Source organism: Stenotrophomonas sp. 05N423, from assembly GCF_056397145.1.
The window spans coordinates 232,776-253,339 of the sequence record NZ_JBFTMV010000001.1; the positions used below are offsets into that span (position 1 = coordinate 232,776).

General features: G+C 68.2%; 17 protein-coding genes. 8 read left to right on the forward strand and 9 right to left on the reverse strand.

What is annotated here, in order from left to right; all coding sequences use genetic code 11:
• The first annotated feature begins 155 nt into the window (after positions 1-155).
• Positions 156-2,114, forward strand: a complete 1,959-nt coding sequence (locus tag AC1DGW_RS01045) for an alpha/beta hydrolase family protein (protein WP_478018802.1) — start codon at positions 156-158, stop codon at positions 2,112-2,114.
• 70 nt (positions 2,115-2,184) lie between these two features.
• Here AC1DGW_RS01045 and AC1DGW_RS01050 read toward each other — a convergent pair whose 3' ends face one another.
• Entirely contained in the window at positions 2,185-3,942 is a 1,758-nt protein-coding gene (locus AC1DGW_RS01050; protein WP_478018804.1) for a peptide MFS transporter, read from the reverse strand.
• 275 nt (positions 3,943-4,217) lie between these two features.
• Here AC1DGW_RS01050 and AC1DGW_RS01055 point away from each other — a divergent pair, with 275 nt between their 5' ends.
• The 3 genes from AC1DGW_RS01055 (at position 4,218) to AC1DGW_RS01065 (ending at position 9,762) form a co-directional block, all read left to right on the forward strand.
• Positions 4,218-6,179, forward strand: coding sequence for an OPT family oligopeptide transporter (locus tag AC1DGW_RS01055; RefSeq protein ID WP_478018806.1), 1,962 nt, complete (start codon positions 4,218-4,220; stop codon positions 6,177-6,179).
• Between the two features lie 151 nt (positions 6,180-6,330).
• Positions 6,331-8,397 (forward strand): S9 family peptidase, encoded by a 2,067-nt coding sequence (locus AC1DGW_RS01060; RefSeq protein WP_478018807.1) that lies wholly within the window; start codon positions 6,331-6,333, stop codon positions 8,395-8,397.
• 114 nt (positions 8,398-8,511) lie between these two features.
• Complete coding sequence (locus AC1DGW_RS01065) at positions 8,512-9,762, forward strand: DUF819 family protein (protein WP_478018808.1); 1,251 nt, start codon at positions 8,512-8,514, stop codon at positions 9,760-9,762.
• 98 nt (positions 9,763-9,860) lie between these two features.
• On the opposite strand, the gene AC1DGW_RS01070 is transcribed toward AC1DGW_RS01065, so the two are convergent.
• Both AC1DGW_RS01070 and AC1DGW_RS01075 read right to left on the reverse strand, forming a co-directional pair.
• Positions 9,861-10,085: a YbdD/YjiX family protein gene (locus AC1DGW_RS01070; protein WP_054664081.1), complete on the reverse strand. Its 225-nt coding sequence runs from the start codon at positions 10,083-10,085 to the stop codon at positions 9,861-9,863.
• Positions 10,085-12,151, reverse strand: a complete 2,067-nt coding sequence (locus AC1DGW_RS01075; protein ID WP_478018810.1) for a carbon starvation CstA family protein — start codon at positions 12,149-12,151, stop codon at positions 10,085-10,087. Before AC1DGW_RS01075 ends, AC1DGW_RS01070 begins: the two co-directional genes overlap by 1 nt.
• Before the next feature lie 232 nt (positions 12,152-12,383).
• Here AC1DGW_RS01075 and AC1DGW_RS01080 point away from each other — a divergent pair, with 232 nt between their 5' ends.
• Complete coding sequence (locus AC1DGW_RS01080; protein WP_478018812.1) at positions 12,384-13,235, forward strand: pirin family protein; 852 nt, start codon at positions 12,384-12,386, stop codon at positions 13,233-13,235.
• Between the two features lie 47 nt (positions 13,236-13,282).
• On the opposite strand, the gene AC1DGW_RS01085 is transcribed toward AC1DGW_RS01080, so the two are convergent.
• The 4 genes from AC1DGW_RS01085 to nfi form a co-directional block, all read right to left on the reverse strand.
• The gene (locus AC1DGW_RS01085) at positions 13,283-13,744 is read right to left on the reverse strand and encodes a hypothetical protein (protein WP_478018813.1); all 462 of its coding nucleotides are present in this window, start codon (positions 13,742-13,744) and stop codon (positions 13,283-13,285) included.
• A gap of 228 nt (positions 13,745-13,972) precedes the next feature.
• Complete coding sequence (aqpZ, locus tag AC1DGW_RS01090; protein WP_478018814.1) at positions 13,973-14,695, reverse strand: aquaporin Z; 723 nt, start codon at positions 14,693-14,695, stop codon at positions 13,973-13,975.
• An 88-nt stretch (positions 14,696-14,783) separates the two neighbouring features.
• Complete coding sequence (locus AC1DGW_RS01095; RefSeq protein WP_478018815.1) at positions 14,784-15,644, reverse strand: pirin family protein; 861 nt, start codon at positions 15,642-15,644, stop codon at positions 14,784-14,786.
• 90 nt (positions 15,645-15,734) lie between these two features.
• Positions 15,735-16,415, reverse strand: a complete 681-nt coding sequence (gene nfi / locus AC1DGW_RS01100) for a deoxyribonuclease V (protein ID WP_478018816.1) — start codon at positions 16,413-16,415, stop codon at positions 15,735-15,737.
• 106 nt (positions 16,416-16,521) lie between these two features.
• Between nfi and gpmA the strand changes: the two genes are divergently transcribed.
• Entirely contained in the window at positions 16,522-17,271 is a 750-nt protein-coding gene (gpmA, locus tag AC1DGW_RS01105) for a 2,3-diphosphoglycerate-dependent phosphoglycerate mutase (protein ID WP_478018817.1), read from the forward strand.
• Positions 17,272-17,348: 77 nt separating this feature from the next.
• Here gpmA and AC1DGW_RS01110 read toward each other — a convergent pair whose 3' ends face one another.
• Positions 17,349-17,738: a helix-turn-helix domain-containing protein gene (locus AC1DGW_RS01110; protein WP_478018818.1), complete on the reverse strand. Its 390-nt coding sequence runs from the start codon at positions 17,736-17,738 to the stop codon at positions 17,349-17,351.
• Positions 17,739-17,967: 229 nt separating this feature from the next.
• Between AC1DGW_RS01110 and AC1DGW_RS01115 the strand changes: the two genes are divergently transcribed.
• On the forward strand, positions 17,968-18,339 hold the full coding sequence (locus AC1DGW_RS01115; RefSeq protein WP_478018819.1) for a PilZ domain-containing protein: 372 nt from the start codon (positions 17,968-17,970) through the stop codon (positions 18,337-18,339).
• A gap of 12 nt (positions 18,340-18,351) precedes the next feature.
• On the opposite strand, the gene AC1DGW_RS01120 is transcribed toward AC1DGW_RS01115, so the two are convergent.
• A complete protein-coding gene (locus tag AC1DGW_RS01120; RefSeq protein WP_478018820.1) occupies positions 18,352-19,149 on the reverse strand; it encodes an AraC family transcriptional regulator in 798 nt (265 codons plus the stop codon).
• A gap of 73 nt (positions 19,150-19,222) precedes the next feature.
• Between AC1DGW_RS01120 and AC1DGW_RS01125 the strand changes: the two genes are divergently transcribed.
• Entirely contained in the window at positions 19,223-20,443 is a 1,221-nt protein-coding gene (locus AC1DGW_RS01125; RefSeq protein ID WP_478018821.1) for an MFS transporter, read from the forward strand.
• The last annotated feature ends 121 nt before the right edge of the window (positions 20,444-20,564 follow it).

Consider the following 20,564-nt stretch of genomic DNA (forward strand, 5'->3'; position numbering starts at 1 on the left):
CAGCCGCACGGGCATCGCATTCCAGCTCCCGGCCCCTGATCGGGCATCGCTCTTTCCCGCATGCATGCGGCCCGGCACGACCCGGTCACGTGCATGCGGCTCCATTGCATGGCTAGAATCGACCTCGATGGAACGAGCAGCCAGCGAGGCATGGAATGAAGACGGGAAAATGGGGGCTGTTGCTGGCCCTGTCGCTATCGGCAGGGCAGGCGGATGCGGCGGTGGATCTGGGGCAGTTCATCCGCAAGGATGAGTTCAACGAAATCAAGATTTCTCCTTCCGGGGAGTACTACGCGGCGACCGTGCCGCTGGAAGACAAGACCGCGCTGGCGATCTTCAGGCGGGCCGATCTCAAGCCTGCCGGTACGTTCATGCCGGTGCGCAACGCGCACGTGAACGATTTCGAATGGGTGAACGACCAGCGCGTGCTCATCGGTATCGCACAGAAGTTCGGCATGCTCGACCAGCCGCAGCCTACGGGCGAGATCTATGCGATCAACGCCGATGGCGGGCAGGCCGATCTGCTGGTCGGCTTCCGGGTGCGGGGCAATGGCGTCGGCACACGCATCCAGCCGAAGAAAGTCGAGGACGTGGCCGCGTTCCTGACCGACGTGCTGCCGGACGACGACCGCCATGCGGTGATCTCGGTGTGGCCGCTGGGAGGCGACGAGCCATTCACCCGGGCGGAGCGGCTGGACGTGGGCAGCGGCCGCCGCACCACGCTGGCGCGCGCACCGGTGCGGCGTGCCAGTTTCGTCACCGACAACGATGGGGAAGTGCGGCTGGCATATGGCGCCGACGTGGACAACGCCAGCAAGCTGTATTACCGCGAAGCTGCGGGTACCGAGTGGCGCCTGGTCAATGACCAGAACGCGAGCAGGAGGATCGAGATCCCGCTGGGGTTTTCGCAGGACAACCGGCTCGCCTATCTGCAGGTGCGGGGCGAGGATGCCGGCACCGACCGCATCGTCGCCTGGGACCCCGCCACCAACGCACGCACCACGGTACTGCATCACGCCGGCGCCGACCCGCTGTCGATCATCCATCGCAACGGCACCTCGATTCCGGTAGGCGCGCAGGTGATGGATGGGTTGCACCGCAACCTGTTCTTCGACGACGCATCACCGGAAGCCCATCAGTATCGGAGCCTGGAAGCCGCATTCCCCGGCCAGTCCGTACGCATCACCTCCAGCACCCGCGATGGCGCGCTGCTGTTGATCCGGGTGTGGTCGGGCAACAGTCCGGGCGATTTCTACCTGTTCGACACGGCGCAGAAGAAGGTGGCCCATGTGGTGAGCAGCGGCAGCTGGATCGACCCGGACAGGGCGGCCACCGTCGAACCTTTCATCTTCAATGCCCGCGACGGACTTGCCGTCCATGGCTATCTGACCCGGCCACGCGGCGTGGCGGGAGCGCGGCCGATGGTGGTGATGCCGCATGGCGGGCCCTTCGGCATCTTCGATGACTGGGAATACGACCGCGACGCGCAGATGCTGGCGGCCGCCGGCTATACGGTGATGCAGGTCAACTATCGGGGTTCGGGCAACTATGGCTTGGCGTTCCAGAATGCCGGCGCCCGCCAATGGGGCGGCACCATGCAGGACGATCTGACCGATGCGACGCGTTGGGCGATCGAACAGGGGCACGCCGATCGGGCGAAGATCTGCATCTACGGCGCGAGCTACGGGGCCTATGCGGCCTTGATGGGCGCGGTGAAGGAGCCGGTGCTGTACCGTTGTGCCGCCGGCTATGTCGGCGTCTACGATCTTCCGATGATGCAGCGCGAAGATGGACGCAAGCGCCGCAGCCTGGGGAACTGGTCCAGGGACTGGGTGGGCGAGGACATGGCGGCCCTGGCGGCCGTTTCGCCCAACCGCATGGCGGAGCGGATCAAGGTCCCGGTGTTCCTCGCCGCGGGTGGCGAGGACGAGATCGCTCCCGTCGAACATACCCGGATGATGGAAGCGGCGTTGAAGAAGGCCGGCGTCCCGGTCGAATCGTTGTACTACGACACCGAAGGCCACGGCTTCTATACCGAGCCCCACCAGCGCGGGTATTACGGCAGGTTGCTGGGGTTCCTCTCGCGGCACCTGGGCGGTGATACCGCGAAGTAGGCGCGGCGCACGGCGGCAGAAAGAACAACGGCGCCTTCCGGCGCCGTTGTTCTTTTCATCGTGAGGCGACTCAACGCACCCCGTGCATCATCCGCTTCAGCAGCGGCGAGGCGAGCAGGGCGAGCAGGGCGCAGCCCAGGCCGATCCACATCAGCAGCCAGAACAGGTGTTCGTAGCGGGCCGCGGCCTGGGCGATGTCCATCACCTCGCCTTCGGGCACGTCGATGGCGGCGAGCTTGCCGAACAGGGCGGCCAGGGTTTCCGAGAAGGCGGTGGCCAGGAACCAGGTGCCCATCATCAGGCTGACCACGCGCGGCGCGGCGAGCTGGGTGACGGCCGACAGGCCGACCGGCGACAGGCACATTTCGCCGATCTCCAGGATCAGGTAGGCCAGCACCAGCCACCATACGCTGGCCATCTGCCCGGTGGCGCCGACGTGCTGCGCGGCCAGCGCCAGCGGCACGAACGACAGCGCGCCGAACACCAGCCCGAACGAGGACTTCAGCGGCTTGGACGGGTCCAGCCCGCGCCGGTCCAGCCAGGCCCACAGCGCGGCGAACAGCGGCGCCAGCAGCACCAGGAACAGCGCGCCGAGGTAGGTCAGCGAACCGGCTGTCTGCGGCAGCACCAGGCAGTCGCGCACCAGCATCACCAGCATCGCTGCGACGATGACGGCGAACAGCACGCGCGGCGCATTCGAGGCGGGGTCGCGTTCGGACAGGCGCGCAGCGACCACGAAACCCAGCGGTGCCAGCAGCAGCGAGGCGATCGACCATGGCAGCGGCGCGCCGTCGCGGACCACCAGCGACGGCACCAGGTCCTTGGTCAGCAGGCGGTCGGTGAAGGTGACCCACGAACCATAGGTCTGCTCGTACAGGGTGAAGAACACCAGCGCCATGAAGATCAGCGCCATCAGCGCGATCATCTGCTGGCGCTGCACTGGCGTGCAGCGGGTGCCGGTGAACCAGGCGAACCACAGCAGCACGCCGCCCAGCACCACGATCATCAGCATAAGCGCCAGGCTGATTTCGCCGCCCAGGGCGAACGCGCCGTTGGCCGCGGCCCACATCAGCGCCGCCACCGGCAGCACGCCGGCGATGGCGAGCGCGTAGATCAGCCATTCGCGCGGCAGCCCGGCCACGCGCTCGCGCAGCGTCGCCGGTTGCGGCGGTTCGGCGTGGCCCTGCAGGTACTTCTGGCCCCACAGGAACATCGCCAGGCCGACCAGCATGCCGATGCCGGCGGCGCCGAAGCCGTATTTCCAGCCATAGGCCTCGCCGAGGAAGCCGCAGACCAGCGAAGCGAACAGCGCGCCGAGGTTGATGCCGGCGTAGAACAGCGAGAAGCCCGAATCGCGGCGCGGATCGTTCTCAGGGTAGAGCTTGCCGACGATGGTGGAGATGTTGGGCTTGAGGAAGCCCACGCCCATGATGATCAGCGCCAGCGACAGGTAGGTCGCGCCCAGCGCGGCGTCGTCGCGCACCACCTCGCCGCCGACGCGATGTGCCGCCTCTCCCTCGAACGCCATGCCCAGATGGCCCAGCACCAGCAGGATGCCGCCGAACACCACCGCCTTGCGCATGCCCAGCCAACGGTCGGCGAGCAGGCCGCCGAACACCGGCACGCAGTACACCAGCCCGCCGTAGGCGCCGAGCAGGTCCAGCCCGGCCTTGTCGCCGAACAGGTGGTATTTGGTCAGGTAGAGCAGCAGCAGCGCCTTCATCCCGTAGAAGGAGAAACGCTCCCACATCTCGGTGAAGAAGCAGACGTAGACGCCCTTGGGGTGGCCGAGGAAGTCGCTGGACGGGGGAGCGGTGGTGGCGTGCATCGGGGAGCCGGCTGCGGAATCGGCGGCAAGTATAGGAGCCGGCGCGGCGCGGGCCGCCGGTCCGGCCATCGGCGCGCGGGAGCGCACGGCAGGAGCGCATTGTAGGAGCGCATTGTAGGAGCGCACTTCAGTGCGCGATGGCGCTTTCCCGGCAATGCCCGGTCGCGCACTGAAGTGCGCTTCTACGGGGCGCGCCGGCACATGCTGCGGCACGACTGGACTTGCCGTTAAGCGGACGTTAGCGTGGCAGCGTTTTTTGCCAGCGGGAAACCTTCATGAACAATGCTGCACCTCCGCAGCTCACCTTCCGCGCGGTGGTCCTTGCCATCGTGCTGGCGGTCGTGCTGTCCGCCGCCAATGCCTACTTGGGCCTGTTCGCCGGCCTGACCGTGGCCACGGCCATTCCCGCTGCCGTCGTCTCGATGGGCGTGCTGCGCCTGCTCGGCGGCGGCACCATCCTGGAGAACAACATCGTCCAGACCGGCGCCTCGGCCGGTTCGTCGATCGCCGCGGGCGTGATCTTCACCATCCCGGCGCTGATCCTGATGGGCTACTGGCCGGACTTCAAATACTGGTGGGTGCTGGGCATCGCCGGTCTCGGCGGCCTGCTGGGCGTGCTGTTCTCGGTGCCGCTGCGGCGCTCGATGATCGTCGAGGACCCGCTGCCGTTCCCCGAAGGCAAGGCTGCGGCCGAAGTGCTCAAGGCCGGCGAAAACCCCGGCCCTGGGCTGAAGATCCTCGGTATTTCCGCCGCCATCGGCGGGTTGGTCAAGCTGGCGGCCGCCAACGGCTTGAAGGTCATTCCCGACAGCTGGGCGATCGCCGGCTATTTCGCCAACAACAAGGTGATCGGCTACCTCGGCACCGGCCTGTCGCCGGCGCTGCTGGGCGTGGGGTACATCGTCGGCCTGAACGTGGGCATCGTGGTGCTGTCCGGCGCGATCCTGTCCTGGCATATCGCCATCCCGCTGTACCACGCCCTGTTCCTGGGCAGCGACCCGCAGCTGGCCGCCGGCATCGCCGGCGCGCCGGCAGCCGACGCGGCCTTCGCCATCTGGTCGTCCAAGATCCGCTTCCTCGGCGTCGGCGCGATGCTGGTGGGCGGGGTGTGGACCCTGTTCTCGCTGCGCAAATCGCTGCTGGCCGGCATCAAGAGCGGCTTCGCCGCGGCGCGCAAGAGCGCCGGCGCCACGCAGCTGGCCGAGACCGAGCGCGACCTGCCGATGAAGTGGATGCTGGTGGCGCTGGTGCTGTTCGTGCTGCCGCTGCTGGCCCTGTACCAGGCCATCGTCGGCCAGTGGCACGTCAGCGTGCCGATGACGATCATCATGATCGTGGCCGGCTTCCTGTTCGTTTCGGTGTCCGGCTACCTGGCGGGCCTGGTCGGCTCGTCCAACAACCCGGTCTCGGGCATCACCATCGCTACCATCCTGTTCGCCTCGGTGGTGCTGCTGATGCTGCTGGGCGAGGGCGGCAAGGTGCAGGTCGGCGGCGCGCCGCTGGGCGCGGTGGCGGCGATCATGATCGGCGCGGTGGTGTGCTGCGCGGCCGCGGTCGGCGGCGACAACCTGCAGGATCTCAAGACCGGTTACCTGGTCGGCGCCACGCCGTGGAAGCAGCAGCTGATGCTGGGCATCGGCGCGTTCTCCTGCGCCCTGATCATGGCGCCGGTGCTGAACCTGCTGCAGGAAGCCTACGGCATCGGTTCCAAGACCCTGCCGGCGCCGCAGGCCAACCTGATGGCCTCGGTCGCCAAGGGCCTGTTCGGCGGCGAGCTGCCCTGGACCATGATCATCATCGGCGGCGTCATCGGCGCGGTGGTGATCGCCATCGACGGCTGGCTGAAGAAGACCGGCAAGCGCTTCCGCGTGCCGGTGCTGGCCGCGGCCATCGGCATCTACCTGCCGCTGGAGCTGATGGTGCCGATCTTCCTCGGCGGCCTGCTGGCGCACCTGGTGGCCCGCTTCCACAAGGTCCGCGCCGACGACGAGGCCGCGCTGGACCGCGTGCATCGCCCGGGCGTGCTGTTCTCCGCCGGCCTGATCACCGGCGAGGCGCTGATGGGCATCGCCATCGCCCTGCCGATCGTCATCACCCAGAACCCGGATGCACTGGCGCTGCCGCTCAGCCTGGGTGCTGCGGCGCAATGGGTGGGCCTGGCGGTGCTGTTCCTGGTCGGCTGGCTGCTGTACCGGGTCGGGAAGAAGGGCGAACAGGCCACGCCGGCCGAGGGCTGATCCCGGCCCGGCCCGCGGTTCCACGCGCAAAGCCCCGCTCCGGCGGGGCTTTGCTTTTGCAGGCGGCAGGCGCGGGCATGACTTCAAGCCTTTGCACGACGGCGCCGGCCCCGCCTACCATCCATGGTTTGCCTTGTTCCGGGAGAATCCCATGAAGCTCCGTCACGCCCTGCTGCCGTTGTGCCTGCTCGCCGCGCTGCCCTCGCTGGCCAGCGCCCGCGGCTTCGAAGTCCGCGACATGGTGAAGCTGGACCGCGTGTCCGCGCCGCTGCTCAGCGCCGATGGCGCGCAGGTGATCTTCGCCAAGCGCGTGGTCGATGCCGACCTGAAGGCCAGCAGCAGCCTGTGGATCCGCGACCTGCGCACCCGTGACATGGCCCAGCCGAAGCAGCTTTCGCCGGAAGGCTGGAACGTCAACTCGGCCGCGCTGTCGGCCGATGGCCGCACCGTCTACTTCCTCAGCGCCAGGAACGGCAGCCAGCAGCTGTACGCGATGCCGGTGGCCGGCGGCGCACCGCGCCAGCTGACCGATTTCGCGCTGGACGTGGACAGCTACCGCGTCTCGCCGCAGGGCGACCGCGTGCTGTTCAGTACCGGCGTGTTCCAGGACTGCGGTTCGGATCTGTCCTGCACCGTCAAGCGCCTGGACGCCACCAAGGCCTCCAGGAGCAGCGGCAAGGTGTTCGACAGCATGTTCGTGCGCCACTGGGATACCTGGGCCGATGGCCGCCGCAACACCCTGTTCGTGGCGCCGCTGCCGGCCGCCAATGCCGCCGCGACCAGAAATGTCACCGCCATCAGCGCCACCCTGGCCGGCGATGCGCCGTCCAAGCCGTTCGGCGGCAACGAGGATTTCGTATGGTCGCCGGACGGCAAATCGGTGGTCGCCAGCATCCGCGTGCAGGGCAGCCACGAGCCGTGGTCGACCAATTTCGACCTGTACAAGCTCGATGCCGCCGGCAAGCAGGCGCCGGTCAACCTGACCGCCGCCAACCCGGCCTGGGATGCCGTCCCGGTATTCAGCGCCGATGGCAAGACCCTGTACTACCGCGCGATGAAGCGCCCCGGTTTCGAGGCCGACCGCTTCGGCCTGATGGCGCTGGATGTTGCCAGCGGCAAGGCGCGCGAGATCGCCCCGCAGTGGGACAGCTCGGCCGATGGCATCACCCTTTCCGCTGATGGCAAAACGATCTACACCACCGCGCAGGACATGGGCGAACACCCGCTGTTCGCGGTGAAGGTGGCCGATGGCGCGGTGAGCAAGGTGGTGGGAGAGGGCAGCATTTCGTCCTTCGACATCGCCGGCGACGCGCTGGCCTTCACCCGCAACTCGCTCAAGAGCGGCGACCAGGTGTTCACCAGCACCACCGTGGCTGGCTCACCGCAGCGCGCTATCACCCAGAGCGCCGGCGAGATGCTGCCGGACGTCGATTTCGGCGCTTTCGAGCAGTTCTCGTTCAAGGGTTGGAACGACGAGACCGTGCACGGCTACGTGGTCAAGCCGCATGACTACCAGGAAGGCAAGAAGTACCCGGTCGCGTTCCTGATCCATGGCGGCCCGCAGGGCAGCTTCGGCAACGGCTGGAGCTACCGCTGGAATCCGCAGACCTACGCCGGCCAGGGCTATGCGGTGGTGATGATCGATTTCCACGGCTCCACCGGCTATGGCCAGGCCTTCACCGACGCGATCAGCCAGCACTGGGGCGACCGCCCGCTGGAAGACCTGCAGAAGGGCTGGGCCGCGGCGCAGCAGAAATACGGCTTCCTCAACGGCGACAAGGCCTGCGCGTTGGGTGCCAGCTACGGCGGCTTCATGGTCAACTGGATCGCCGGCAACTGGAACGAGCCGTGGAAGTGCCTGGTCAACCACGACGGCGTGTTCGACCAGCGCGCCATGGGCTATGCCACCGAAGAGCTGTGGTTCACCGAGTGGGAGCAGGGCGGCACGCCGTACGACGTTCCGCAGAACTATGAGAAGTTCAACCCGGTCAACCACGTCGCCAACTGGAGCAAGCCGATGCTGGTGGTGCAGGGCCAGCAGGACTTCCGCATCCCGGTCGAGCAGGGCCTGGCCACCTTCACCGCGCTGCAGCGCAAGGGCATCGAATCGAAGCTGCTGTACTTCCCGGACGAGAACCACTGGGTGCTCAAGCCGAACAACAGCATCCAGTGGCACGACACGGTCAACGCCTGGCTGAAGCAGCACATCGGACAGTGAGCGGGGGCCGGTCCTAGGCGGTAACCAGGGCACGCCGGTCGCGGCGTGCCCTTTTCATTCGCGCCGTCCGGACCCGGGCGGCGCTTCCACGGATTCCAACGGGAGAGGGAGCGGATGGCGATCGCAGCAGCCGGCGCAATCATCAACAACGACATCATCGTGTTCGGGCTGATCGCAGCCACGCTGGGTGCCATCTTCTGGACCTCCAGCAGCAGCCTGCCATGGCTGAAGAAGTTCTATAGTTTCGTGCCGGCGCTGCTGCTGTGTTACTTCATCCCGGGCGTCTACAACACCTTCGGCCTGATCGACGGCGAGAACACCCGCCTGTACAACCCGATCGCGCGCGACGTATTCCTGCCGGCGGCGCTGGTGCTGCTCACCCTGTCCATCGACCTGAAGGGCATCCTCGGCCTGGGCTGGAAGATGCTGGCCATGTACGTGGCGGCGGTGCTGAGCATCATGTTCGGCGCGGTGGTGGCGTTCTGGCTGATGGGCTTCATCCATCCCGAAACGGTGGCCGGCGGTACCTGGGGCGGCATGGCCGCGCTGGCCGGCAGCTGGATCGGCGGTGGCGCCAACATGCTGGCGATGAAGGAGATCTTCGAGGTCGATGCGACCACCTTCGGCCAGTTCGCGGTGGTGGACGTCGGCGTCGGCTACGTGTGGATGGCGGTGCTGATCTTCTTCGCCTCGCGCGCCCCGGCGATGGACAAGCGCAGTGGCGCGGACACGACCGCCCTGGACGACCTGCGCGACCGCGTTGCCAGCTACCAGGCGCAGCATGCGCGCATTCCGGCGCTGGGCGACCTGATGGTGATGATCGGCGTGGCGTTCGGTGCGGTGGCGATCTCGCACGCGGTGGCCGCGCCGCTGGCCGACTGGTTCGCCGCCAATGTGGGCTGGTCCTCGTCGGTGAGCCTGGACAAGCCCTTCGTCTGGGTGGTGCTGCTGGCGACCTTCATCGGCCTGGGCCTGAGCTTCACCCGCGCGCGCGAGCTGGAGGGCGTGGGTGCCTCGAAGTGGGGATCGATGTTCCTGTACTTCCTGATCGCCTGCATCGGCATGCAGATGGACCTGCTGGCGCTGCTGGAAAAGCCGTGGCTGTTCGGGCTGGGCGTGCTGTGGATCAGCGTGCACATCGTGCTGCTGTGGCTGGCCGGCAAGCTGCTGCGGGTGCCGTTCTTCTATTTCGCCATCGCCTCGCAGAGCAACATCGGCGGCCCGGCCTCGGCGCCGGTGCTGGCCTCGGCCTTCCACCCGGCGCTGGCGCCGGTCGGCGTGCTGCTGGGCACGCTGGGCTATGCGGTGGGTACCGGCGCGGCCTATGTGGTCGGCATCACCCTGCGGGCGATGGCGGGCGGCTGAGGGCGGCCTGGGGAGGCGCTGCAGGGCCATCGCCCCGCGCGCGAAACGAAGAAGGCCACCGGGAGGTGGCCTTCTTCTTTCCAGCATCGCGTTGCCATTCAACAGCAGCGGAACCCCTTGCCGCCGCCGAAGCGGGCCTCCTGGCGTTCGCGGAAGAACGTCTTGTAATCCATGACTTCGCGCTCGGGATGTTTCTCGCGCATGTGCCGCACGTAGTTGTCGTAGTCGGGTACGCCGCAGCACAGGCGCGCGGTCTGCACCAGGCGCCGCCAGGTGCGGCGGAACGCCTGGTGCTGGCCGGCCGGGACCAGGGCGGTGCCCATTACAGGTCCACCTCGTGCGGCTTGAGCGCCACGTACGGCGTTTCATGGTCGGTGCGCGCCGCCGAGCGGCGCGCGGCGGCGATGGTCTTGACCGAATACACCAGCACCGCGAACACCACGAACAGGAACAGCGCGGTGAGGCCGGCGTTGATGTAGTTGTTGACCATCACCTGCTGCATCTGCCCGAAGTCCTTGGACGGCGGCAGCAGGTTGCCGGCGGCGATGGCGTCGCGGTACTTGTGGGCCTGGGCCATGAAGCCCACTGCCGGTTCGCTGGAGAAGATCTTGATGAAGCCGGCGGCGGTGGTGCACACCAGCAGCCAGATCGCCGGGATGACCGGCACCCAGGCGTACTTCTCTTTCTTGGCCTTGAACAGCACCACGGTGCACAGCAGCAGGGCGACGCCGGCCAGCATCTGGTTGGCGATGCCGAACAGCGGCCACAGCATGTTGATGCCGCCCAGCGGGTCGGTGACGCCCTGGTACAGGAAGTAGCCCCACAGCGCGACGCAGCCGCCGGTGGCGATGAAGCTGGCCACCCACGAATCGGTGCGGCGCAGCGCCGGCACGAAGTTGCCCAGCAGGTCCTGCAGCATGAAGCGGCCCGAGCGGGTACCGGCATCCACCGCGGTGAGGATGAACAGCGCCTCGAACAGGATGGCGAAGTGGTACCAGAAGGCCATCATGTTCTCGCCCGGCAGCACCGCGTGCAGGATCTGCGCGATGCCCACCGCCAGCGTCGGCGCGCCGCCGGCGCGCGAGAGAATGGAGTGTTCGCCGATCTCGGCGGCGGTGGCGGTCAGCTGCTCGGGCGAAATGGTGAAGCCCCAGTTGCTGACCACCTGCGCGGCATTGGCGACGTCGGTGCCGATCACCGCCGCCGGGCTGTTCATGGCGAAGTAGATGCCCGGCTCGATGATCGAGGCCGCGACCATCGCCATGATCGCCACGAACGATTCCATCAGCATGCCGCCGTAGCCGATGTAGGCGGCATGGCCTTCGTTGGCCAGCAGCTTGGGCGTGGTGCCGGAGCTGATCAGTGCGTGGAAGCCGGACACCGCGCCGCAGGCGATGGTGATGAACAGGAACGGGAACATGCCGCCCTTCCACACCGGGCCGGTGCCGTCGGTGAACTGGGTCAGCGCCGGCATCTTCAGTTCCGGCATCACGATCAGGATGCCGATCGCCAAGCCGATGATGGTGCCGATCTTGAGGAAGGTGGACAGATAGTCGCGCGGGGCCAACAGCAGCCACACCGGCAGCACCGCGGCGACGAAGCCGTAGCCGATCAGCATCCAGGTGATCTGCACGCCGGTGAAGGTGAACATCGGCCCCAGCACCGGGTCGGCGGCGACCTTGCCGCCGTACCAGATCGCCGCCAGCAGCAGCACCAGGCCGACGATGGAGATCTCGCCGATCTTGCCCGGGCGGATGTAGCGCATGTACAGGCCCATCAGGATGGCGATGGGCATCGTCGCGATGACGGTGAACATGCCCCACGGGCTGTCGGCCAGTGCCTTGACCACGATCATCGCCAGCACCGCGAGGATGATGATCATGATCATGAACACGCCGAACAGGGCGATGGTGCCGGGTACCGGCCCCATTTCCTCGCGCACAAGGTCGCCGAGCGAACGGCCGTTGCGGCGGGTGGAAATGAACAGGATCATGAAATCCTGCACCGCGCCGGCCATCACCACGCCGGCGATCAGCCACAGCGTGCCGGGCAGGTAGCCCATCTGCGCGGCCAGCACCGGACCCACCAGCGGGCCGGCGCCGGCGATCGCCGCGAAGTGGTGGCCGAACAGCACGTGCTTGTTGGTCGGCACGTAGTCCAGGCCGTCGTTGTGGATCACCGCCGGGGTGGCGCGGGTCGGGTCCACGCCCAGCACCTTGTTGGCGATGAACAGCCCGTAGTAGCGGAACGCGACCAGATAGAGCGAGACCGCCGCGGCCACGATCCACAATGCGTTGATGTGTTCGCCGCGGCGCAGCGCCACGACACCCAGGCAGAGCGCGCCGATCAGGGACAGCAGCGCCCATCCGGCCTTGGAGAAACCTTTCATCGAGTCACCTCGCGGGAAGACCGTTGCAAGAGTCCTCCCGCGGCGGCCGGGGGTCAACGTTCCGGCGGCCTTGAAGCGTGCGACTTTGGTCTTAGGCCGCCGTCCTGATGGCGCATGGCCAGCGCGGCGACGCGTCGCTAACGCCGGGGCTGGAACGATCGGTTGCGGCGGTGGCGATTGGCGCGGCCGTGCGCAGCGCCCATTGTCCGGGCATTACAAGGGAGGCTTGACCATGAGCGACCAGAACCTCGCGCGCGTGCTGCGTACCATCCGCGGCATGCCCACGTCCGATGGCGCAGGCGTGCGCCTGACCCGGGTCATCGGCACCCCGGCGCTGCCCGACCTCGACCCGTTCCTGATGCTCGACGAATTCGGCACCGACCGCGCCGAGGACTACATCGCCGGTTTCCCGGAGCATCCGCACCGCGGTTTCGAGACCGTCACCTACATGCTCGACGGGCGCATGCGCCACCGCGACAACCACGGCAACGAAGGCCTGCTCACGCCCGGCAGCGTGCAGTGGATGACCGCCGGCCGCGGCCTGGTGCATTCGGAGATGCCCGAGCAGGAGTCCGGGCGCATGCGCGGTTTCCAGTTGTGGGTGAACCTGCCGGCGCGCGACAAGATGACCGAGCCGAAGTACCAGGAATTCGCGCCGGACCGCATTCCGCAGGTCGTGCCTGCCGAAGGCGTGACCGTCAAGGTGATCGCCGGGCAGGTGGGCGACGTCCACGGCCCGATCGTGCAGCCGGCTACCGATCCGCTGTACCTGGACGTGGAGCTGGCGCCGGGGCGCGGGTGGTCGCACGAACTGCCGGACGGGCACAACGCCTTCGCCTACGTGTTCGAGGGCGGGCTGACGCTTGGTGGCGGCGAGACCGCGCGCGAGGTGGCCCGGCACGAACTCGCGGTGCTGGGTGGCGGCCGCGGGCTGCGCCTGCAGGCCGGCGCGGAAGGCGCGCGCCTGATCGTGGTGGCCGGACGCCCGCTGCGCGAACCGGTGGCACGCCACGGGCCGTTCGTGATGAATACCCGCGAGCAGCTGATGCAGGCGTTCATCGACTACCAGGAAGGGCGCTTCTGATTCCGCCGCACGGGTCGGGGTTGCCTGCCGACCTGTGCAGACGGCTCTTACTGTCCGGCGAGGTTGGCCGTCGTGTCATTCAGGTTGCTGGTCATCTGCTGCAGCGCGGCCAGTTCGTTGACGTCGCCGGCGTCGATCCATATCTGCGCGTAGCGGTTCTTGGCCAGTTTGACGGTGGTGATGCGCCGCGCCTCCAGCCCGGGCAGGTCGCGTCCGCCCATGTCCGGCTTGTACCAGTACAGGTCTTCGCCGGCGAAGCTGCCTTTCTCGGCGCGCAGGGAGCGGCTCAGGGTCAGGGCCGGGTCGCGCGCGGTCAGCATCACGTTCAGGACGGTTCGCCCGTCTTCGGTGGTGGCCTTGCAGACGATGAAGTCGTTCTGCGCCTGTTCTTCCCAGTGCAGGCGGCTGCTCGACGGTAGCGGCGGGCATTGCCCGGCCTGTTGCGCGGATGCACCGGCGCTGCCGGCCAGCAGCAGCGCACAGGCGACGATACGGACATGTTTCAGCATGCATTCCCCCGGAACGCCGGCCACGGTGGGCGCGACGGCTGTCGTGTTGTCTGTCTGTAATCCACCCCACCTGCGGGCGTTGTTGCCTCTGCCCGTTGCACGCGTCCCCGTTGCGCGCCAGCTGTGTTTCCACGGTATTACAAAAACGCAGGTTGCGGCAAACCGCCGGCGGCGGAAACGCGACGGCCCCCGTGCGGGGGCCGTCGCTGGTGCGTGATGCAGGGAACGTCAGTGCTGGTCGCTGCCGACCCACTTGTAGGCCAGGCCGCCGATCAGCGCGCCCAGGAAGGGCGCCACCCAGAACAGCCACAGCTGGCCCATCGCACCGGGGCCGGCGAACAGCGCCACCGCGGTGGAGCGCGCCGGGTTCACCGAGGTATTGGTGACCGGGATGCTGATCAGGTGGATCAGGGTCAGGCCAAGACCGATCGCGATGGGCGCGAAGCCCGCCGGCGCCTTGCCGTGGGTGGAACCCATGATCACCACCAGGAACATCGCGGTCATCACCACTTCGCACAGGAAGGCGGCAGCCACGCTGTAGCCGCCCGGCGACAACGCGCCATAGCCGTTGCTGGCGAACGCGCCGGCCTGGCTGCCGTCGATGGCGAAACCGGCCTGGCCCTGCGCGATCTGCAGCAGGATGAAGGCGGCGAGGATGCCGCCCAGCACCTGGGCGACGATGTAGGGCACCAGGTCCTTGCCGGCGAGGCGGCCGCCGGCCCACAGGCCGAGGCTGACCGCGGGATTGAAGTGCGCGCCGGAGACGTGCCCGAACGCATAGGCGCCGGTCAGCACGGTAAGGCCGAACGCCAGCGCGACGCCGACGAAGCCGATGCCCAGTGGATTGCCGTCACCGCCGAACTTGGCCGCCAGTACGGCGCTGCCGCAACCGCCCAGCACCAGCCAGAAGGTGCCGAGAAACTCGGCCGCCAGTCGCTTCCCCATGCTCATCGTCTATTCCCCGCAATGGCCCGGAATGGGCACAGGGAAAATAACCAAGAACCGTGATGGCGGCGTATCGAAAACGTTAACCGGCGCCTCAACCCGGCAGCGGAATGAATTCCTTGTCGTCGCCGGGAATGGTGCCGAAGCGGCCTTCGCGCCAGTCGTCCTTGGCCTGCTCGATGCGTTCCTTCGAGCTGGACACGAAGTTCCACCACAGGTGGCGCGGGCCGTCGAGCGGCTCGCCGCCCATCAGCATCGCCTTGAGCGGGGTCTTGGCGCGCAGGCGGCCGCGCGCGCCCGGCTCGGGGATCACCAGGTGCTGGACCGGGATGTCGACGCCGTCGAGCTGGGCATCGCCTTCCAGCACGTAGAGCGCGCGTTCCACGTGCGAGGTGTCCAGATCGATCTCGGCGCCCGGTTCCAGGTCGATGGCGACGTTGAGCGTGTCGGCGAATACCCGCACCGGCGATTCCTCGCCATAGGCGCGGCCGGCGATCACCCGCAGCCAGGCGCCGTCGCGACGCTGCTGCGGCAGCTGCGCCGCGCCGAAGTGATGGAACTCAGGCGCGGTTTCCTCGTACTCCTTCGGCAACGCCACCCAGGTCTGCATGCCGTGCAGCGGATGGTCGTGCTCGCGTTCGGGCGGCGGCGTGCGCTCGGAATGGGCGATGCCGCGGCCGGCGGTCATCCAGTTGACGTCGCCGGGGCGGATGACCTGTTCCGAGCCGAGCGTGTCGCGGTGGCCGATGGCGCCGGACCACAGGAAGGTGACCGTCGCCAGGCCGATATGTGGATGTGGGCGCACGTCGATGCCCTGGCCGGGCGCGAACACCGCCGGGCCCATGTGGTCGACGAACACGAACGGCCCGACGCTGCGCGCCTGCAGCGTCGGCACGGCGCGGCGCACCTGGAAGCCGCCGAGGTCGTGGACGCGTGGGCTGATGATCGTGGTCATGGCAGGGCTCCGTTACGGGGACGGGCAGGATGGCATGTGACGCACGCCTTTGCCGGCGGCCTGGCCGTAACGGACTGTTGCCGCGATGGATCAGGCGTTGCCATCGCGGCGGGAGGCGATACGGTCGGCCAGGCGCGTGGGTTCGGGCAGGCGGTAGCGGGTGATGCAGGCCAGCACCAGCGGCAGGCAGGCCTCCACCGAGACGTGGTTGCCCGGCGAGAGGAACAGCGGATTGCAGCGTGGCTTGCTGCGCAGCACCCAGCCGACCTGGCGGCCCTTGTGGAACAGCGGCGTGTGGTCGCCGCGTTCGGGGCCGGGTTCGGCGTAGTCGCCGACCAGCCGGCGCTTGCCCACGCCGATGCTGGGCAGCCCGGTCAGCACGCCCAGGTGCGCGGCGATGCCGAGCCCGCGCGGATGCGCGATGCCGTGGCCGTCCACCAGCACCAGCTGCGGCGGTTCCTGCAACTGCCGCAGCGCCTGCAGCACCGCCGGCAGCTCGCGGAAGCTGAGCAGGCCCGGGATGTAGGGCAGGGCGGTGGGCAGGCGCGCCAGCGTCGATTCCTGGGCCTGCAGGGTGAGGCCATCGACACGCACCGCCACCGAGCGGGTGACGCGGCCTTCGTCCTCGAAACCGCTGTCCACGCCGGCCACGCGCGCCGGCAGGGCGGACAGGCGGTCGTCCAGTTCCACGCGGGTGGCCAGTTCGACCTGCTGGCCGCGCAGTTCGGCCAGGGCGGCGGGGGCGATGTCGGCGGGAGGGTGGAAGCGCATGAGGCGAGCCTGCCATACCGCCGTGACCGCACCGTGCAGGCGGGGCCGGGAATGGATGCGGCTACAATCGGCCGGTTCCCTTTCCCCCGACCCGGAGACTTTCGCAGTGACCCGCAAACTCGTGCTGTTGCGCCATGGCCAGAGCCAGTGGAACCTCGACAACCGCTTCACCGGCTGGGTGGACGTGGACCTGACCGAGCAGGGCCGCCGCGAAGCCGCCGCCGCCGGCCGGCTGATGAAGGAAGAAGGGCTGCAGTTCGACGTCGCCCACACCTCGGTGCTCAAGCGCGCCATCCACACCCTGCAGGGCGCGCTGGCCGAACTGGGCCAGGACTGGCTGCCGGTGAACAAGTCCTGGCGCCTCAACGAGCGCCATTACGGCGGCCTGCAGGGCCTGGACAAGGCCGAGACCGCCGCGAAACACGGCGAGGAGCAGGTCAAGGTGTGGCGCCGTTCGTATGACATTCCGCCGCCGCCGATGGACCTGGCCGACCCGGGCCATCCGATCCACGACCGCCGCTATGCCGGCCTGGACCGCAACGCGCTGCCGGGCACCGAATCGCTGGCCACCACCCTGGACCGCGTGCTGCCGTACTGGCACGACGCCATCGCTCCGCAGCTGAAGGACGGCAGGACCGTGCTGGTCACCGCCCACGGCAACTCGCTGCGTGCGCTGTACAAGTACCTCAACAACGTCTCGCGCGAGGAAATCCTCGAGCTCAACATTCCCACCGGCATCCCGCTGCTGTTCGAGTTGAACGACGACCTGAGCGTGCAGTCGTTCCGCTACCTGGGCGACCCGGAGGCGGCGAAGAAGGCGGCCGAGGCCGTGGCCAACCAGGGCAAGGCCAAGTAAGCCGGCCTGCTTGAAGCGTCGGAACACCCGGCCTCGGCCGGGTGTTTTCGTTTGTGGATCGAGGATCAGGGACGGCGTCAGCGATCGCAGCTTGCCGGCTCGGCCTTGCAGGCTTCGTTGATCCGGTTGTCGCGCAGGGCTGCGTTCTTGCCGAGGACGTAGCCGGCGACCAGTTGGAACATGATCACCGCCAGCACGATGCTGACGATCCACAGCGTGATCTTGACGCGGTCCGCTGCGCCAATGCCGGAAGCAGGCATCGGTGGCGCTGTTTCGAAGCCGGCCAGTTGCGCCGGTTCGACACCCAGCGCCGAGGCCACCGCCATCCGCGATTCGTGCGAGGCCCTGCCCTCGGCTTCCAGCCGCTGCACGGTGCGAGGACTCAGCCCGGCAACGGCGGCCAGATGTTCCTGCGACCAGCCGCGCGCCTCGCGCAGCGTCCTGATCCGGTTGGCGTCGATCTTCATCGGTTCCTCGTCCACGGTGACCGCCCTGCGATGGTAAGGGAGTCGCCACGCTGCCGCGACGCCTCCCGTTGGACCACGACAGCGGTACGCCAGATTCGCGACAGGCCTTGCCGATCAAGTGCTTGCCGGGCAGTCGGCCGGTCGTCGCGCCGGTGCCCGCCGGCCGGGCTATGCTTCGGCCACGGCGGCGGCGCGGCCGGTTTTTCCATCCAACGCACAGGGGAACCGCATGAACACGTCCACGGAGCGACGCCATTTCTGGCGTGCACCCTTCCATTCACCGGCCCGGCTGGTCCGCGCCGATGGCAGCGTCCATGCCGGGCAGGTGCACGATGTATCGCTGAAGGGCGCGCTGTTCGAGGTGGACGCCGAGGGCGGCTGCAGGCTGGACGAGCGCTGCCAGCTGCAGGTCGACCTGTCCGAAGACATGCCGATCCGCATGCAGGCCACCGTGGTGCACGTGGAGGGACGCAACGTCGGGCTGCGCTGCGACGAGATCGACCTGGACAGCATCACCGCGCTGCGCCGCGTGATCGAATTCAATGCCGCCGATCCGGCCCTGCTGGAACGCGAACTCGGCGCGCTGGTGCGGCCCGGCTGACCGGGCACGCGCTCAGCGGAAGAACCGGCTCGGCGTCAGCCCGAAGCGGCGCTTGAACATCGTGGCGAATGCGCTGGGGCTTTCGTAGCCCAGCGCCAGCGCCACGTCGATGACCTTCTCTCCGACCGCCAGCTTTTCCAGCGCGCGCAGCAGCCGCGCCTGCTGCCGCCACTGGCCGAAGGTCATGCCCAGTTCGCGCGCGCACAGGCGCTGGATCGTCTTCACGTCCACCTGCAGGCGTGCCGCCCAGTCCTGCAGGGTGGAAGCGTCGTCTGGTTGCCGCTCCAACTGCCGGCCGATCGCGCGCAGGCGCGGGTCGGCGGGTTCGGGCAGGTGCAGCGGCAGTACCGGCAGGGTCTGCATTTCGTCCAGGACCAGGCGCATCAGGCGGCCGTCGCGCGAGTCCTCGCGGTACGGTTGCGCGACACCGGCGGCGGCGCGGATCAGCGCCGCCAGCAGCGGCGTGACCGATACCGCCGAGGCGCCGGCCGGCGCCTGCGGCATGGCGGGCGGCGTGACGTAGAGGCTGCGCATGCGCACCAGGCCGATGCAATGCACCACGTGGCCGGTACCGGCGGGTATCCAGATCGCGCGCGTGCTGGGCACCACCCAGCGACCCATGCCGGCGCGCACGACCAGCACGCCGCTTTCGGCATACACGAGCTGGTGGCGATCCGGGTGATGGTGGAGCGGAATGAGCGTGCCGGGTGCGTAGTCGCGCGCCTTGCAGTAAACCGCCGTCTCCGGGCCGGCGGGCAACGGCAGGCGCCGCCCCCTGCGGCCGCCGATGTCCTTTTCGAGAGGGTACATGACCATATCGCGCAGGAAGGGCGTGGCCGGCGACTCTACCATGCGCGCCGCTCCCCACTGCCCCGGTACCGCCATGTCCTCCGCCACTCCCGTCGCCGTTTCTCCCACGCCCTCGCGCCGCCCGGTGGCCGCGGGCGTGCTGGCCGCGATCAGCGGCTCGCACCTGGTCAACGACATGATGCAGTCGCTGATCCTGGCGCTGTATCCGATCTTCAAGGGCCAGTTCCACCTGAGCTTCGCCCAGGTCGGCATGATCACCCTGACTTACCAGCTCACCGCCTCGCTGTTCCAGCCGCTGATCGGCCTGCGCACCGACCGCCGCCCGGCGCCGTACTCCCTGCCGATGGGCATGGCATCGACCCTGTGCGGCCTGTTGCTGCTGGCATACGCGCCGAACTTCGCCACGGTGCTGGCGGCGGCGATGCTGGTGGGCATCGGTTCGGCCATCTTCCACCCGGAATCCTCGCGCATCGCGCGCCTGGCGTCGGGCGGGCGCCATGGTTTGTCGCAGTCCATCTTCCAGTTGGGCGGCAACGCCGGTACCGCCATCGGACCGCTGCTGGCGGCGGCGGTGATCGTGCCCAACGGCCAGCGCAGCGTGGCGTGGTTCGGCTGCGCGGCGCTGCTGGGCATCGGCCTGCTGTGCTACGTGGGGCGCTGGTACCAGCAGCACCTGCTCGCCGTCGCCGCCAGCCCGAAGCCGCGTGCCGCCACCGGCGAGGCGCGGCTGCCGTCGCGCACCGTAGCCTGGGTGATCGCGGTGCTGCTGGTGCTGATCTTCAGCAAGTATTTCTACATCGCCGGTTTGAGCAGCTACTACACGTTCTACCTGATGCAGAAGTTCGGAGTGTCCGTGCAGAGCGCGCAGCTGCATCTGTTCGGCTTCCTGCTGGCGTCGGCGGCGGGCACGCTGATCGGCGGCCCGGTGGGCGACCGCATCGGCCGCAAGCCGGTGATCTGGGCGTCGATCCTCGGCGTGGCACCGTTCGCGCTGGTCCTGCCTTACGCCAGTCTGGAATGGACGACGGTGCTGACCCTGGTCATCGGCTTCGTCCTGTCCTCGGCGTTCTCGGCCATCCTGGTGTATGCACAGGAACTGATGCCGCACCGCATCGGCACCGTGTCGGGCCTGTTCTTCGGCTTCGCCTTCGGCATGGGCGGGTTGGGCGCGGCGGTGCTGGGCGTGCTGGCCGACCACACCAGCATCGTGTGGGTCTACAAGGTGATCTCGTTCCTGCCGTTGCTGGGCATGGTGGCGGCGCTGCTGCCGAACCCGCGTTTGCGGGAAGGCTGACTGTGCCGCACCGCCTGCGCCGCGCCGCGGCATGCACGCGGAGTGACGGTGGCATGCGGGCGCTGCGCTACGATCCCGTGTTCCGGCGCCGGAGCGCATCCACCGGCGCCGGCTTCTTCCG